This is a genomic window from Streptomyces sp. NPDC102406 (assembly GCF_044765725.1).
In the GTDB taxonomy this organism is placed as follows: Bacteria; Actinomycetota; Actinomycetes; order Streptomycetales; family Streptomycetaceae; genus Streptomyces.
This window is the reverse complement of sequence record NZ_JBIWKP010000002.1, coordinates 1,028,508-1,043,623: the sequence shown is the minus strand read 5'-3', so window position 1 is coordinate 1,043,623 and position 15,116 is coordinate 1,028,508. Positions and strand designations below refer to the sequence as shown.

At 71.0% G+C, this 15,116-nt stretch carries 9 protein-coding genes; 2 read left to right on the top strand and 7 right to left on the bottom strand.

Translation table 11 applies throughout. The features are described 5' to 3' along the window. Positions 1 to 79: 79 nt before the first annotated feature. Positions 80 to 2,593, bottom strand: coding sequence for a DEAD/DEAH box helicase (locus ACIRF8_RS13535; protein ID WP_404214190.1), 2,514 nt, complete (start codon positions 2,591 to 2,593; stop codon positions 80 to 82). A 157-nt stretch (positions 2,594 to 2,750) separates the two neighbouring features. On the opposite strand from ACIRF8_RS13535, the gene ACIRF8_RS13530 reads away from it, so the two are divergent. Further along, the gene (locus ACIRF8_RS13530) at positions 2,751 to 3,545 is read left to right on the top strand and encodes a metal-dependent hydrolase (protein WP_404214188.1); all 795 of its coding nucleotides are present in this window, start codon (positions 2,751 to 2,753) and stop codon (positions 3,543 to 3,545) included. 41 nt (positions 3,546 to 3,586) lie between these two features. On the opposite strand, the gene ACIRF8_RS13525 is transcribed toward ACIRF8_RS13530, so the two are convergent. Next, complete coding sequence (locus ACIRF8_RS13525; protein ID WP_404214186.1) at positions 3,587 to 5,389, bottom strand: ABC transporter ATP-binding protein; 1,803 nt, start codon at positions 5,387 to 5,389, stop codon at positions 3,587 to 3,589. After that, the gene (locus ACIRF8_RS13520; RefSeq protein WP_404214184.1) at positions 5,386 to 7,356 is read right to left on the bottom strand and encodes an ABC transporter transmembrane domain-containing protein; all 1,971 of its coding nucleotides are present in this window, start codon (positions 7,354 to 7,356) and stop codon (positions 5,386 to 5,388) included. The genes ACIRF8_RS13525 and ACIRF8_RS13520 overlap by 4 nt, the downstream gene beginning before the upstream one ends. Positions 7,357 to 7,537: 181 nt before the next feature. On the opposite strand from ACIRF8_RS13520, the gene ACIRF8_RS13515 reads away from it, so the two are divergent. Continuing rightward, the gene (locus tag ACIRF8_RS13515) at positions 7,538 to 8,296 is read left to right on the top strand and encodes a L,D-transpeptidase family protein (RefSeq protein WP_404214182.1); all 759 of its coding nucleotides are present in this window, start codon (positions 7,538 to 7,540) and stop codon (positions 8,294 to 8,296) included. A gap of 31 nt (positions 8,297 to 8,327) precedes the next feature. Here ACIRF8_RS13515 and ACIRF8_RS13510 read toward each other — a convergent pair whose 3' ends face one another. The 4 genes from ACIRF8_RS13510 to ACIRF8_RS13495 all read right to left on the bottom strand — a co-directional run bounded on the left by ACIRF8_RS13510 (position 8,328) and on the right by ACIRF8_RS13495 (position 15,003). Beyond that, positions 8,328 to 9,839 carry an ArnT family glycosyltransferase gene (locus ACIRF8_RS13510; protein WP_404214180.1) on the bottom strand — a complete coding sequence of 504 codons (1,512 nt, stop codon included), beginning with the start codon at positions 9,837 to 9,839 and terminating at the stop codon, positions 8,328 to 8,330. Positions 9,840 to 9,911: 72 nt separating this feature from the next. Beyond that, complete coding sequence (locus tag ACIRF8_RS13505) at positions 9,912 to 11,363, bottom strand: Gfo/Idh/MocA family protein (RefSeq protein WP_404214178.1); 1,452 nt, start codon at positions 11,361 to 11,363, stop codon at positions 9,912 to 9,914. Between the two features lie 213 nt (positions 11,364 to 11,576). Beyond that, positions 11,577 to 14,498: an FAD-binding and (Fe-S)-binding domain-containing protein gene (locus ACIRF8_RS13500; RefSeq protein ID WP_404214176.1), complete on the bottom strand. Its 2,922-nt coding sequence runs from the start codon at positions 14,496 to 14,498 to the stop codon at positions 11,577 to 11,579. Between the two features lie 37 nt (positions 14,499 to 14,535). Next, on the bottom strand, positions 14,536 to 15,003 hold the full coding sequence (locus ACIRF8_RS13495) for a MarR family winged helix-turn-helix transcriptional regulator (protein ID WP_404214174.1): 468 nt from the start codon (positions 15,001 to 15,003) through the stop codon (positions 14,536 to 14,538). Positions 15,004 to 15,116 lie beyond the last annotated feature (113 nt).

Here is a 15,116-nt window from a genome sequence, read left to right as displayed (position 1 = left end):
TGGTTCTCTCTCGTGTGGGCGGCCGGACGACTCCGGCGCGGGGACGCGGGCGGACGCTACCGTCCGCCCTGTCCGGGATCTACAACTGACCGACGTCCGTGACCCGGACGACGGCACGGCCTTCGGCGTCGGAGGCCGCGAGGTCGACTTCGGCGCTGATGCCCCAGTCGTGGTCGCCGTCGGGGTCGGCGAAGGTCTGCCGGACCTTCCACAGCCCGTGCTCAGGATCCTCCTCGATCATGAGCAGCTTGGGGCCGCGGGCGTCCGGGCCCGTCCCGAGGTCCTCGTACTCGTCCCAGTACTTGTCCATCGCCTCGCCCCAGGCGTCGGCGTCCCAGCCGGACTCGGCGTCCATCTCGCCCAGCTCCTCGACGTGATCGAGCGCGGCGAGTTCGACGCGGCGGAACATGGCGTTGCGGACGAGGACCCGGAAGGCCCGGGAGTTCGCCGTGACCGGCTTGACCTGGTCGGCCTTCTCCTGCGCCTCCTCGGCCGTCATGACCTCGGGGTTGGCGAGCTGTTCCCACTCGTCCAGGAGGCTGGAGTCGACCTGGCGCACCATCTCGCCGAGCCAGGCGATCAGATCCTCCAGGTCCTCGGTCTTGAGGTCGTCGGGCACGGTGTGTTCGAGCGTCTTGTACGCGCTCGCCAGGTACCGCAGGACGATGCCCTCGGTGCGCGCGAGTTCGTAGAAGGAGACGAACTCGGTGAAGGTCATCGCCCGCTCGTACATGTCGCGGACGACGGACTTCGGGGACAGCGGGTGGTCACCGACCCACGGGTGGCTCGTGCGGTAGGTGTCGTACGCGTGGAAGAGCAGCTCCTCCAGAGGCTTCGGGTAGGAGATGTCCTGGAGACGCTCCATCCGGTCCTCGTACTCGACGCCGTCCGCCTTCATCAGGGCGACGGCCTCACCGCGCGCCTTGTTCTGCTGGGCGTGCAGGATCTGCCGCGGGTCGTCGAGCGTGGACTCCACCACCGACACCATGTCCAGCGCGTACGACGGCGACTCCCGGTCGAGCAGATCGAACGAGGCGAGGGCGAACGTCGACAGTGGCTGGTTCAGAGCGAAGTCCTGCTGGAGGTCGACGGTCAGACGCACGATGCGCCCCGACGCGTCAGTCTGGTCCAGCCTCTCGACGATGCCGCCGTCCAGCAGCGAGCGGTAGATCGCGATGGCGCGACGGATGTGCCGAAGCTGCGCCTTGCGCGGCTCGTGGTTGTCCTCGAGCAGCTTGCGCATCGCCTCGAAGGCGTTGCCGGGACGTGCGATGACCGACAGCAGCATGGTGTGCGTGACACGGAAGCGCGAGGTCAGCGGCTCGGGATCGGAGGAGATCAGCTTCTCGAAGGTGCTCTCCGTCCAGCCGACGAAGCCTTCTGGAGCCTTCTTGCGCACAACCTTGCGGCGCTTCTTCGGGTCGTCGCCGGCCTTCGAGAGCGCCTTCTCGTTCTCGATGACGTGCTCGGGCGCCTGCGCCACGACGAAGCCTGCCGTGTCGAAACCCGCGCGTCCGGCGCGTCCCGCGATCTGGTGGAACTCGCGGGCGCGCAGGGTGCGCACCCGGTTGCCGTCGTACTTGGTGAGGGCGGTGAACAGCACCGTGCGGATGGGGACGTTGACGCCCACGCCGAGGGTGTCGGTGCCGCAGATGACCTTCAACAGGCCGGCCTGGGCGAGCTTCTCGACGAGACGGCGGTACTTCGGCAGCATGCCGGCGTGGTGGACGCCGATACCGTGCCGTACGTAACGGGACAGGTTGCGGCCGAACTTGGTGGTGAAGCGGAAGTTGCCGATCAGCTCGGCGATCTTGTCCTTCTCCTCGCGGGTGCACATGTTGATGCTCATGAGGGCCTGCGCCCGCTCGACGGCCTGTGCCTGCGTGAAGTGGACGATGTAGACCGGCGCCTGCTTCGTCTCGAGCAACTCGGTCAGCGTCTCTGTGAGCGGGCTGAGCCGGTACTCGTAGGACAGGGGGACCGGGCGGGTCGCCGAGCGCACCACCGAGGTCGGACGGCCGGTGCGGCGCGTGAGGTCCTTCTCGAACATCGAGACGTCACCGAGGGTGGCCGACATCAGGATGAACTGCGCCTGCGGCAGTTCGAGCAGCGGGATCTGCCACGCCCAGCCGCGGTCGGCCTCCGCGTAGAAGTGGAACTCGTCCATGACGACCTGGCCGACATCGGCCCGCGCGCCGTCCCGCAGCGCGATCGAGGCAAGGACCTCGGCGGTACAGCAGATGACGGGCGCGTCCGCGTTGACGGACGCGTCGCCGGTCAGCATGCCGACGTTCTCCGTGCCGAACAGTTTGCACAGCTCGAAGAACTTCTCGGAGACCAGTGCCTTGATGGGCGCCGTGTAGAAGGTGACCTCGTCGCGGGCGAGGGCGGCGAAGTGCGCGCCGGCCGCGATCATGCTCTTACCGGACCCGGTGGGCGTCGAGACGATCACGTTCGCCCCCGACACCGCCTCGATCAGCGCCTCCTCCTGATGCGGATAGAGGGTGAGACCACGCTCCACGGCCCACGACTCGAAGGCGTCGTAGAGGGCGTCCGGGTCGGCGGTCTTCGGGAGCTGATCGATAAGGGTCACGTCACCATCTTGCCTGTCTTCCGTCCCGATCAGGGAATCGGATGCCCGTACGAAGATCACGAACGCTACGCTGAGTCGCCGGCGGAGCGTCGGGACGCGCACGGCCCGACGGGGGCAATGGGGCGTCGGCACAAGAGGAACGGGGCGGGACACCACCATGATGGGACCGGCACACTCACTGTCGGGAGCGGCGGCCTGGCTGGGGGTGGGCGCGGCGGCGGCTGCCGCCGGACATCCGATGCCGTGGCCGGTCGTCCTCGTCGGAGCGCTGATCTGCGCGGGCGCGGCGCTCGCCCCCGACCTCGACCACAAAGCGGCGACCATCTCGCGCGCCTTCGGCCCGATCTCCCGGGCGGTCTGCGGCATTGTCGACAAATTGTCGTACGCCGTCTACAAGGCGACCCGCAAGCAGGGCGACCCACGCCGATCCGGCGGGCACCGCACGCTCACTCATACGTGGCTGTGGGCGGTCCTGATCGGCGCGGGCACGTCCGTCGCGGCGATCACCGGTGGACGCTGGACCGTCCTCGGGATCCTGTTCGTGCACATGGTGCTCGCCATCGAAGGTCTGCTGTGGCGGGCCGCACGCGGCTCCAGCAGCGACGTCCTGGTGTGGCTGCTCGCCGCGACCAGCGCGTGGATACTCGCGGGAATACTCGACAAGCCGGGCTACGGATCGGACTGGCTGTTCACCGAACCGGGCCAGGAGTACCTCTGGCTGGGCCTGCCGATCGTGCTGGGCGCGCTGGTCCACGACCTCGGGGACGCGCTCACCGTCTCGGGCTGCCCGATCCTGTGGCCCATCCCGATCGGCCGCAAACGCTGGTACCCGATCGGGCCGCCCAAGGCGATGCGGTTCCGGGCCGGAAGCTGGATCGAACTGAAGGTCCTCATGCCGGTGTTCATGCTGCTCGGCGGCGTGGGGTGCGCGGCCGCGCTCAACTTCATCTGAGCCTCTGTCCGAGCCCGGCCGCTTCCCCACCGCGCAAACCACTACCCGTGCCAGGAACGCCACAGGGCCGCGTACGCCCCGTCGGCGGTGACCAGTTCGTCGTGGCTGCCCAGTTCCCGGATCCGCCCGTCCTCGACGACGGCGATGACATCCGCGTCGTGCGCCGTGTGCAGCCGGTGCGCGATGGCCACGACCGTGCGGCCGTCGAGGACACGGCCCAGCGAACGCTCCAGATTCCGGGCCGCGCGCGGGTCCAGGAGCGATGTCGCCTCGTCCAGGACCAGCGTGTGCGGGTCGGCGAGGACCAGGCGGGCCAGGGCGATCTGCTGTGCCTGCGCCGGGGTGAGCGCCGCTCCGCCCGAGCCGACCTCCGTGTCAAGGCCGTTGGACAGACCGCGCGCCCATCCGTCGGCGTCGACCGCGCCGAGGGCCGCCCACAGCTCGGTGTCCTCGGCACCGGTCCTGGCGAGGCGGAGGTTGTCCCGCAGCGACCCCACGAAGACGTGGTGTTCCTGGTTGACGAGGGCGACGTGCGCCCGCACCCGTTCGGCCCGCATCCGGGAGAGCTCCGCGCCACCGAGCGTGACCTGTCCGAGCCGGGGCGCGTAGATCCCGGCGAGCAGCCGGCCGAGCGTCGACTTGCCTGCGCCGGACGGTCCGACCAGGGCGAGCCGGGTCCCGGGGGCGACGTCCAGGGTCACTTCACGCAGCACGTCGACGCCCTCGCGGTAGCCGAAGTGCACCTGGTCGGCCTGGACGTCACGGCCGTCGGGCCGCACGGAGGCGTCGCCCGCGTCGGGCTCGATGTCCCGCACACCGACAAGACGGCCCAGGGACACCTGGGCGACCTGGAGCTCGTCGTACCAGCGCAGGATCAGGCCGAGCGGGTCCACGAGCATCTGCGCGATCAGCGCGCCCGTCGTCAGTTGGCCCACTCCGATCCAGCCCTGGAGGACGAAGACGCCGCCGATCAGCAGGACGGACAGCAGGACCAGGACGTGCACGGCGTTGATCACCGGGAAGAAGACGGACCGCAGATAGAGCGTGTACCGCTCCCAGGCCGTCCACTCCTCGACACGACGCTCCGACAGCTCCACGCGCCGGTCGCCGAGCCGGTGGGCCTCGACGGTGCGTCCGGCGTCCACGGTCTCCGCGAGCGCCGCCGCGACCGCCGCGTACCCGGCGGCCTCCGAGCGGTACGCCGACGGCGCCCGCTTGAAGTACCACCGGCAGCCGAGCACCAGTACCGGTACCGCGACGAGGATGGCCGGTGCCAGGGGCGGGGCGGTCACCGCGAGGCCACCGATGAGCAAGCCCGCCCACACGACGCCGATGGAGAGCTGGGGCACGGCCTCCCGCATCGCGTTCGCGAGCCGGTCGATGTCGGTGGTGATCCGGGACAACAGGTCACCGGTACCGGCCCGCTCCAGGACCCCCGGTGGCAACCCCACGGAGCGCACGAGGAAGTCCTCGCGCAGGTCCGCCAGCATGCGCTCACCGAGCATCGCCCCACGCAGGCGCACCTGCCGGACGAAGACGGCCTGGATCACCAGGGCGAGCACGAACAGGCCGATGGTGCGCTCCAGATGGAGGTCCCGCAGGGCGTCGCCGGTGCCGCCGGTGTTGTCGGCGACGCTCTGAATCACGCCGCCCAGGAGATAGGGGCCCGCCATGGAGGAGACCACGGCGACCGTGTTCACGCCGATCAGCAGCAGGAAGGCGCGCCGGTGGCGCCGGTACAGCTCGCGCACGTAGGCGCGGACCGTGGCCGGGGCGCCGACCGGCAGCGTGTTCGCCGTGGTGGGGGCCGCCGGGTCGTAGGCCGGGGGCGCTACGCCGATCATGCCGTCTCCTCGATCTCGATAGTGATGCCGGACTCGATGCCGGAGCCGATGTCAGGGTCGGTGTCGGACTCGATGCCGGTCCCGACGGGCGACCTCCGTCCGGACCCGGCCCCGGTCGGCGCACGCGGCTCCTCCCCGACGCGTCCGGCAGCCGTCTCCTCGTCGGTCTCGCGTGTGACCACGGCGCGGTACCGCGGCTCGGTGTGCACCAGCTCCCGGTGCTCGCCGACCGCCGCCACCTCCCCCTCGTGCACGAACACGACGCGGTCGGCGCGGTCGAGCAGCAGCGGCGACGAGCTGAGGACCACCGTCGTGCGGCCCCGCCGCAGAGCGCGTACGCCCTGGGCGATCCGGGCCTCGGTGTGCGAGTCGACAGCGGACGTCGGCTCGTCCAGGACCAGCACCTCGGGGTCGGTGACGAGGGAGCGCGCAAGGGCCAGGCGCTGGCGCTGGCCACCGGAGAGGGACCGGCCGCGTTCGGTGATGCGGGCGTTCATCGGGTCGTCGTCCAGGGACGCCTGGGTGAGGGCGTCCAGGACGTCGGAGCACTGGGCCGCGGCCAGCGCCTCGCGGAAGTGGACGCGACCGCTGGACGGCACGTCGAGGAGTTCGGCCAAAGTGCCCGAGAGCAGTACCGGGTCCTTGTCCTGGACGAGCACCGCCGTACGCGCCACGTCCAGCGGCAGTTCGTCGAGCGGCACGCCGCCCAGGAGGACGGACGGGGTCTTCACGGGCTTGCTGTCGCTGCCGTGGTCACGGACACGGTCACCGTCACGGGTGTCGGCGCCGGTGTCGGTGCCGGTGTCGGAGGTCGGGTGGCCGCCGAGCCGGTCGGCGAGACGTCCGGCCAGATCCGGGTCGCCGCACACGACGGCGGTGAACCGGCCGGCCGGCGCGAGCAGACCGGTCACGGGGTCGTACAGGTCCCCGGCGGGAGGCGCCTCGTCCCGCAGACCGCCCGACGGCTCGATGACCCGCTCCAGAGCCAGGACCCGCGCCGCGCGCTGCGCCGAGGGGCGGGAGAAGGAGTACGCCATGGCGATCTCCTCGAAGTGGCGCAGCGGGTAGTTCAAGGTCATCACCGCGCTGTACACGGTGACCAGCTCCCCGACGCTGATCCGGCCCTCGCGCGCGAGATGGACGCCGTACCAGACGATCACGATCAGCAGCAGACCCGGAAGGAGGACCTGGACCGAGGAGATCAGCGCCCACATGCGGGCGCTGCGCACGGCGGCCCTGCGGACCTCCTGCGAGGCCTGGCGGTAGCGGTCGAGGAAGAGTTCCTCGCCGCCGATGCCGCGCAGCACGCGCAGCCCGGCGACGGTGTCCGAGGCGAGTTCGGTGGCCCGGCCCGCCTTCTCGCGCTGATGGTCCGCGCGCCGGGTGGCGCGAGGCAGCAACGGCAGGACCGCGAGGGCGAGCACCGGCATGCCGATCGCGACGACAGTGCCGAGCGCCGGCTGGTAGAGGACAAGGCCGACGCAGACGAGGACGACGGTGAGAGCGGCGGCGGCGAAGCGGGAGAGGGCCTCGACGAACCAGCCGATCTTCTCCACGTCGCCGGTGGACACCGCGACGACCTCGCCCGCGGCCACGCGCCGGGTCAGGGCGGCGCCGAGCGCGGCCGTCCTGCGGGCCAGCAACTGCTGCACACGGGCGGCGGCGGTGATCCAGTTGGTGACCGCCGTGCGGTGCAGCATCGTGTCGCCGACCGCGACGGCGACACCGAGCAGCACGATCAGCCCGCCCGCCACGGCGAGGCGGGCGCCGGAGCCGTCGACGACGGCTTGTACGGCGTAGCCGACGCCGTACGGCAGGCCCGCGACCGACGAGAAGTGGAGCAGACCCCAGGCGAGGGATCTCAGTTGGCCGCCGAGCTGATTGCGGCCGAGCCAGAACAGGAACCGGGGGCCCGAGCGTGCGTCGGGCACGCCCGGATCGGGATACGGAAGGTCGGAGATCTGCATGATGTCCCAGAGCTCGAGGGCGTGCGGGATCAGAGGATTCGGTCCGGCGGAACAAACCGTGAAAGGTTCGCGCCCCACAGTGATCGGAGGCAAACGGTTTTCCGGCGCCGGGCAGGGATTCGCGCCGTATCGACGGCGAACACCCGGGCTGCGTCGGGGGTTCGCGGCGTGTGGTGCGACCATGGAGCGCATGCGTAGTGCGGGAGCGGTTCGAGCGGGTGTCGCGATGGCGGCGTGTGGAGTTCTTCTGACGGCGCTGTCGGCGTGCGGCGGCGACAGCGGGAGCGGTGAGCGCTCCGCGTCGGGCGGCAAGAGCGCCGCGCAGGACGCGCGAGGTGACAAGGCGCGCGCTGTCGACCTCAAGCGCATACCGGGCGTCGGCGACCGCTACCAGAAGCAGATCCCGGCCGACGCGCGGCAGGTCGTCGCCGTCTACGGCGACGGTGTGAACTCCGCGGACTCGACGATCGCGCTCTACACCAAGTCCGGTGACACCTGGAAGAAGGAGCGTGCCTGGACCGGGCACAACGGCAAGAAGGGCTGGACGACGAACCATCGGGAAGGCGACAAGCGCAGTCCCGTGGGCGTGTTCACGTTGAGCGACGCCGGTGGTGTCCTCGCCGACCCGGGCGCGAAGCTGCCCTACACGCAGACCGCGTCGATCCAGGCCCCGCACTATTGGGCGAAGTCGCATTGGCACGATTTCGACTACGTCATCGCCATCGACTACAACCGCGTCAAAGGCACCGCGCCCAACGACCCGACGCGCCCCCAGGGCCAGTCCAAGGGCGGCAGCATCTGGCTGCACATGGACCACGGCAGTGGGACCTCGGCCTGTGTGAGCCAGTCGAAGGCGAACATGGAGTACCTGCTGAGGACGCTCGACCCGCGGCAGCACCCCGTCGTCGTGATGGGGGACAAGGCCGACCTCAAGGCGTGACCGTGGGGGCGGCGACCGCGCGCCCCCACGGTCAATAGGCGTGGCGCAGTGACGGCCACAGGGCCGACCACGCCCTGGCCGGGCCGGCGCACAGGACGATCGCCGCGCTCTGTTCCTCGTTGTCCACGCCATGGCGGTTGTCGACGCGGGCGACCGTGCGGCAGCCGACGAAGTGTCGCTCGATGCCGGACGCGTCGGCCATCCGGACGAGGAGGACCGGCCCGTCCGCCGAATCGGGCGGCGGCCCCCAGTCGGCGTAGCTCATATGGCCGGAGTACGGGGCGGGCAGCCCCCGAGCGGGGCCGTACCGCTCCAGGGCACCCGCTTCGCCGTAGTTGCCGGTGAACAACACGGCCCGCGCCCGGTCCGCAGCCGGGATGCGCAGCCATCCTTGCCGGGCGGCGTCGGCGAGTTCGGGCCAGCCGAGCTGCTCGCCCTGCTCCTTGTTGAGGGCCAGCACCGCGGGGACCGCGGAGGGTGGCAGGACGGGGAGGGTGATCAGGGCGTTGAGTGCGGCGGAGACGGTCAGGGCAGCCGCGAGCAGAGCCCGCCGAGTCGCCCCGGCCCGCGCCCAGCGGAGCGTCGGCCCGCACCCCGCTGCGAGCAGCACCGTCAGCAGCGGCACCGTGTAGTAGCCCTTCCCGCCCAGGGCCGGCACCACGACACACAGCAGCGGATAGGCGACCGCGAACGCGCGCGCCCACCGCACCTCCTCGGCACGCCACAGCCGCAGCCAGCCGGCGACCCACACCGGAACGAACAGCGGGGAGAGATAGACGAGTTGCTGCGGCACGAACAGGACGCGGTTCTCGGCCCCGTCGTCCTCGCTGATGCCGCGGGCCACGGTCACCTGCGGCCAGTGGTGCGCCGCCTGCCAGACAAGAGTCGGCGCGGCCACCGCGAGCGCCACCGCGCAACCGGCGAGAAGCCATCGACTGCGCAGCACCGCACGCGGTCCGACGCAACCGATCGCCACGAGGAGTACACCGACGAGCAGAACCACCAGGTACTTGTTCTGCACGCCGACCCCGGTGACCGCACCCGCCGCCATCCACCAGCGGCCGTCCCCGGTCCGCAGCACCCGCAGGACGAACCAGCTCACGGTCGCCCACACCAGCAGGTCGAACGAGGCCGTGGACACCAGATGGCCGACCGCGAGGACCTGCGCACCGAGTGCGGCGAGCACCGCCGCCAGACATTGGGCGCCGCGCCCGCCCCCCAACTCCCGTGCCACCAGCGCCACCACCGTCACCGCCGCCGAGACGGCGAGCGTCGCGGACACCCGCAGTCCGACGAGACCGTCACCGAAGGCGGCGGCGGAGGCGCGGGCCAGCACGGGGGTGAGCGGCGGCTGGTCGACGTAGCCCCAGTCGAGGCGGCGGCCGGCGGCGACGAAGTACAACTCGTCACGGTGATAGCCGTAGCGCGCCGACAGCAGGGTCAATACGGTCGCGTACACCGCGACGACGCACAGCAGCGGCCGCCAGGCCGGTGGTGCGAGCGTCGCCTGCTCCTTCTCCGTTCGCGCGGCCCTTTCGCCCATGCCCCCGCCCTCCCCGTGCGCCGGGAGCGTAGCGGCGGCGCGGGAGACGGTCGAGGCCCCGCGTCGCCCGGCTCACTCCTCGGCGGGTCTCTCCGAGTCGACGCCACCGCGCGGTGCGCGCCACTCGCCGCGGGTGAAGTCGGGGATCGGCTGCGGCGCGCCCTTCGCCTTGATGGAGAGATGGCTCAACGGGACCGGTGACGTCCAGGTCGCGGCGTCGTACACGTCGAAGTCGGGGACGAGCCCGAGCCGCATCGTCTGCATCAGCCGGTACAGCATGATGTAGTCCATCCCGCCGTGGCCGCCGGGCGGGTCGGCGTGCTCCTTCCACAGCCAGTGGTCCCAGTCGGCGTACTTCGAGAAGTCGCCCCAGGTGTCGTCCGTGTGATCGGGCTCGATGTAGATGCGCTCCGGGTAGTCCTCGAACACACCCTTGGTACCGCCGAGTTGGTTGATCCGCGAGTACGGGTGCGGTGTGCTGACGTCGTGCTCCAGGCGGATCACCCGTCCTTTCGCCGTCTGGACCAGGCTGATCGTGCGGTCCGACTCGATGTAGGACTCCTTCCAACTCGGGTCGCCCGGAGGCATGTGGGCCGCCCGGTACTCGGCGAGGCCCAGGGAGGGTGTGCCGAAGCTGGAGATGTGGGTGACGCGGTCGCCCCGGTTGATGTCCATGTAGTTCGCCACCGGCCCGAAACCGTGGTTCGGGTACAGGTCGCCGCGCAGCCGCGTGTGCCACAGGCGGCGCCACGGCCCTTCGTAGTAGTCGGGGTCGAACATCAGGCCCCGCAGATCGTGGTTGTAGGCGCCCGCGCCGTGCAGGAGCCGGCCGAACTTGCCCGCGTGCGCCATGCGCAGGACCCGCATCTCGTTGCGGCCGTAACAGCAGTTCTCGAGCTGCATGCAGTGTCTGCGTGTGCGTTCGGAGAGGTCGACCAGCTCCCACAACTGGTCGAGCCGCAGCGCGACGGGGCACTCGACGCCGACGTGCTTGCCGTTCAGCATCGCCGTCCTCGCCATCTCGAAGTGCCAGTCCCACGGCGTCGCCGCGTACACGAAGTCGATGTCGCCGCGCTGGCAGAGCTTCTCGAAGTCGTGATCGCCCTTGGTGTACGTCGCCGGGGAGGGCTGGCCCGCGGCGGTCACCTTGGCCGCCGCCTTCGCCGTCTTGTCCTTCACCGGGTCGCACAACGCGACGACCCGGACGCCCGGCATCGCCAGGAACAGATCGATCATGCTGCCGCCACGGTTGCCGAGGCCGATGATGCCCACGCGCACGGTGGAGCGCCGCTCGAACGGCACCCCGATCATGGTCCGGCCCTGCCGTGCCGGAGCCTCGGCCGTGGCGGCGGCGGGCGTAGAGGCCGGTTCGGCGGCGCCGGCCGAACCCGGGCCGAACGCGGTGAGACCGAGTCCGGCCCCCGCGGCCCCGGCGGTGCGCAGGACGTCGCGTCGTGAGTGGCCCTCGGGCCCGGTCTCGTGGGCCTGGCCCCTCTCGTGCGGGGGCGGGGTGTCGTCGTGCATCGGACCTCCAAGGCTGGCGGGTGCGGTGCCGGGCAAACGCTTGCCACCTTGGAGGGATCGAACCGGGGGACGCAAGGGACAGGAGGGGCCGGGGAGTTGGACTTCCTGTGCCGACCTCTTGGACTGCCGTCCCTTTGGACCACCGACCGTGTGGACAGGGGCCGACGGGGGCCCGCATGGTCGGCGGCGCCCCCGTCCGGGCGGGCTCCGGGCCTACGCGGGACGCGTCGCGCGCTCCAACTCCACCAGGACGGAGTGGTAGGAGCGGCCCGTCGCATGGTCCATGCCCACCTCGCACATCCGGTTCGCCGACAGATGCGCGTCGTAGGCCCGGGAGGTGACCTCCGCGGCCTCCTTGCGGGTCGCGGTCTCGGTCAGCTCCTTGTGGAGCATGCCCCGGTCGCCCGCGAAGGCGCAGCAGCCCGCGTCGTCCGGGATCACCACCTCGTCGGCGCAGGCCTCTGCGACGGCCCGCAACTGGGCCACGTCACCGAGGTGTTCCATGGAGCAGGTGGGGTGCAGCACGGCCGAGCCGATCGTGCGCTCGATCGTGAGGCGCGGCAGCAGCTCCTCGGCGGCCCACACCAGGGAGTCGACGACCGTCAGCTCCGCGTGCAGCGCCCGGTTGTCGTCACTGAGATACGGCACCACCTCGTGGGCGATGCCGAGGGTGCAGGACGACGCGTCGACGACGAGTGGCAGGCGGCCACCCGCCGTCCAGCCCCACGCCGCCTCGACGATCCGGTTCGCCATGACGGTGTTGCCCTCGTCGTAGCCCTTGGAGTGCCAGATCGTGGCGCAGCAGGTGCCCGTGACGTCTTCGGGGATCCAGACCGGCCTGCCCGCGCGCGCGGAGACCGCGACGACGGCCTCGGGGAGCGACACGTCGCCAGGGGTGCCGAAGATACGGTTCACGCACGCCGGGTAGTACACGGCCGTGGCGCCCACGCGCGCGGTGCGGGGCAGTTTGCGTGCCGCGGGGCCGGGGATCTCCGGCAGCCACTCGGGCACCAGATCCGGGCGGACCGCCTTGCGGGCGGTCCTCGTCATCGAGGTGAGGAGCCGGTCGCCGATCTTGTCGGCGGCTGCCACGGCGAGCCGTGCGGACGCCTCGACGGCCCCGAAGCGCTTCGCGGTCAGCGCGGCCACCTTCTCCTCGCGCGGCGAGTGGCGGCTGTGCCGGAACCCCTTCATGAAGGCCCCGGTGTCGATGCCCACCGGGCAGGCCAGCTTGCAGGTGGAGTCCCCGGCGCAGGTGTCCACCGCGTCGTACCCGTACGCGTCGATCAGCGCGTCCTCCACCGGCGACCCCGGTGCCTGGCGCATCATCTCGCGGCGCAGGACGATGCGTTGGCGCGGGGTGGTGGTCAGGTCCTCGCTGGGGCAGGTGTCCTCGCAGAAGCCGCACTCGATACAGGGGTCGGCGATCAGCTCCACCTTGGGGATCGTCTTGAGGCCACGCAGATGCGCCTTCGGATCGCGGTCGAGGACGACCCGGGGTGCGAGGACGCCGTCCGGATCGATGACCTGCTTCGTGCGCCACATCAACTCCGTGGCCCGGGGCCCCCATTCGAGCTCCAGGAAGGGCGCGATGTTGCGCCCGGTGGCGTGCTCCGCCTTCAGGGAGCCGTCGAAACGCTCCACCGTCAGGCGGCAGAACTCGTCCATGAAGGCCGCGTACCGGTTCACGTCCGACGGCAGGGCCGCGTCGAAGGCCAGCAGGAAGTGCAGGTTGCCGTGTGCGGCATGCCCGGCCACGGCGGCGTCGAAGCCGTGCCGCGTCTGGAGTTCGAGGAGCGCCTCGCACGCTTCCGCGAGCCGCGACGGCGGTACCGCGAAGTCCTCGGTGATGAGGGTCGTCCCGGACGGGCGCGCACCACCGACCGCCGTCACGAACGCCTTCCGGGCCTTCCAGTAGCCGCCGATGGTCTTCGCGTCCCGCGTGAAGGCATTGGTCACCGAGGTGACGGGCGCGACCAGGTCGAGCCCTTCGAGCGCCTTCGTGGCCGCCTTCTCGTAGGCCGCCTGCCGCTGCTCGTCGGGTGCCCGGAACTCCACGAGGAGCGCCGTGGTCTCCTTCGGCAGCTCGGCCCAGTCCTGCGGTACGCCCCGCACGCTGACCGACGCCCGGAGCGTGTTGCCGTCCATCAGCTCCACGGCGAGCGCCCCCGCCTCGCTGAAGACGGGTACCGCGGCGGCAGCGGCGGGCAGAGAGGGGAAGAAGAGCAGCGCCGTCGACACCCGCCGGTCCAACGGCAAGGTGTCGAAGACGACCTCGGAGATGAATCCGAAGGTGCCCTCCGAGCCGACCATCAGGCCGCGCAGGATCTCGACGGGTGTCTCGCCGTCGAGGAAGGCGTCGAGCCGGTACCCGTTCGTGTTCTTGATCTCGTACTTGGCGCGGATCCGGCGGGTCAGCTCCGGGTCCGCCTCGATCTCCCGCTTGATCGCCGTCAGACCCTCGCACAGGGCCGGTTCGGCGTGCGCGAGCTCCTCGTCGGCCGCCGGGTCCGCGGTGTCCACGACCGTCCCCGACGGCAGGACGAAGGTGAGCGAGGCGAGTGTCCGGTACGAGTTCCTGGTGGTGCCGGCCGTCATTCCCGAGGCGTTGTTCGCCACGACCCCGCCGATGGTGCAGGCGATGGCGCTCGCCGGGTCGGGGCCGAGCACGCGCCCGTGCCGGGCCAGCGTCGCATTGGCCCGTACGACGGTGGTGCCGGGGCCGATGCGGGCGCGCGAGCCGTCGCCGATGATCTCGACGCCCGACCAGAACTTCCGGACGTCCACCAGGATGTCCTCACCCTGCGCCTGCCCGTTCAGCGACGTGCCCGCCGCGCGGAAGACGACCTCGCGCCCCTTCCCGTGGGCGTAGGACAGCACGGCCGACACGTCGTCGATGTCCTCGGCGACCACCACGACCTGGGGCACGAAGCGGTAAGGGCTCGCGTCCGAGGCGTACCGCACCAGGTCGGAGATCTTGGTGAGGACCTTCTCCGGGCCGAGCAGCCGGGTCAGCTCCGAGCGCAGCGGTTCCGGTGTGCCGCCCGCCCGCCCGTCCGGGACCCGGTCGTGCGCGGGGCCCGACGGTCGGGCCCCGGGGCGCAGGGCTTCCGGCTTCGGCTCCAACAGCGGCATGGCCTCTCGCCTCTCCTCGTTCGGGCCGGCGGCTCGGTCAGTTCTCGTGCTCGCGCGGGCACTCGTCCCTCATGTCCCGCGGAGCCTCGAACAGTGCGTTGAGCAGGACGGTCAGTTGGGCGCGCTGGTGTGCGTCCAACGGGGACAGGATCTCCTCCGCCGCGGCGCGGCGCGCGCTGCGCAGCTCCCACAGGGCGGCCCGGCCCTTGTCGGTCAACTCGATCCGGATGACCCGGCGGTTGGTGGGGTCGGGTACGCGCCGCACCAGGTCACCGGCTTCCAGACCGTCCACGACGCTGGTCACGGCGCGCGGCACGACCTCCAGGCGCTGGGCGAGATCGGCCATCCGCGGCGGCGTCTCGTAATGCACCAGCGTGCGCAGCAGCCGGGACTGGGCCGGGGTGATCCCGACGGGTTCCAACTGGCGTTTCTGTATGCGGTGCAGGCGGCGGCTCAGCCGAAGCAACTGCTCGGCGAGGAAGCCGTCGGCGTCCGGGATGCTCATGCCGGGAACATTAGCAGGACTTTGTGCATTGTGAATAGAGGTAACAATGAGCTACGCTCCTCGAAGTCGAGCCCGACGGCCGGCGCCCGTTCCTCCGGCGGCCGCGCTCTCCC

Excerpts from the sequence above, each read along its gene's own strand:
- ACIRF8_RS13530 (WP_404214188.1), top strand. The coding sequence starts at position 2,751 with ATGATGGGACCGGCACACTCACTGTCGGGAGCGGCGGCCTGGCTGGGG.
- ACIRF8_RS13525 (WP_404214186.1), bottom strand. The coding sequence starts at position 5,389 with ATGATCGGCGTAGCGCCCCCGGCCTACGACCCGGCGGCCCCCACCACG.
- ACIRF8_RS13520 (WP_404214184.1), bottom strand. The coding sequence starts at position 7,356 with ATGCAGATCTCCGACCTTCCGTATCCCGATCCGGGCGTGCCCGACGCA.
- ACIRF8_RS13515 (WP_404214182.1), top strand. The coding sequence starts at position 7,538 with ATGGAGCGCATGCGTAGTGCGGGAGCGGTTCGAGCGGGTGTCGCGATG.
- ACIRF8_RS13510 (WP_404214180.1), bottom strand. The coding sequence starts at position 9,839 with ATGGGCGAAAGGGCCGCGCGAACGGAGAAGGAGCAGGCGACGCTCGCA.
- ACIRF8_RS13505 (WP_404214178.1), bottom strand. The coding sequence starts at position 11,363 with ATGCACGACGACACCCCGCCCCCGCACGAGAGGGGCCAGGCCCACGAG.
- ACIRF8_RS13500 (WP_404214176.1), bottom strand. The coding sequence starts at position 14,498 with ATGCCGCTGTTGGAGCCGAAGCCGGAAGCCCTGCGCCCCGGGGCCCGA.
- ACIRF8_RS13495 (WP_404214174.1), bottom strand. The coding sequence starts at position 15,003 with ATGAGCATCCCGGACGCCGACGGCTTCCTCGCCGAGCAGTTGCTTCGG.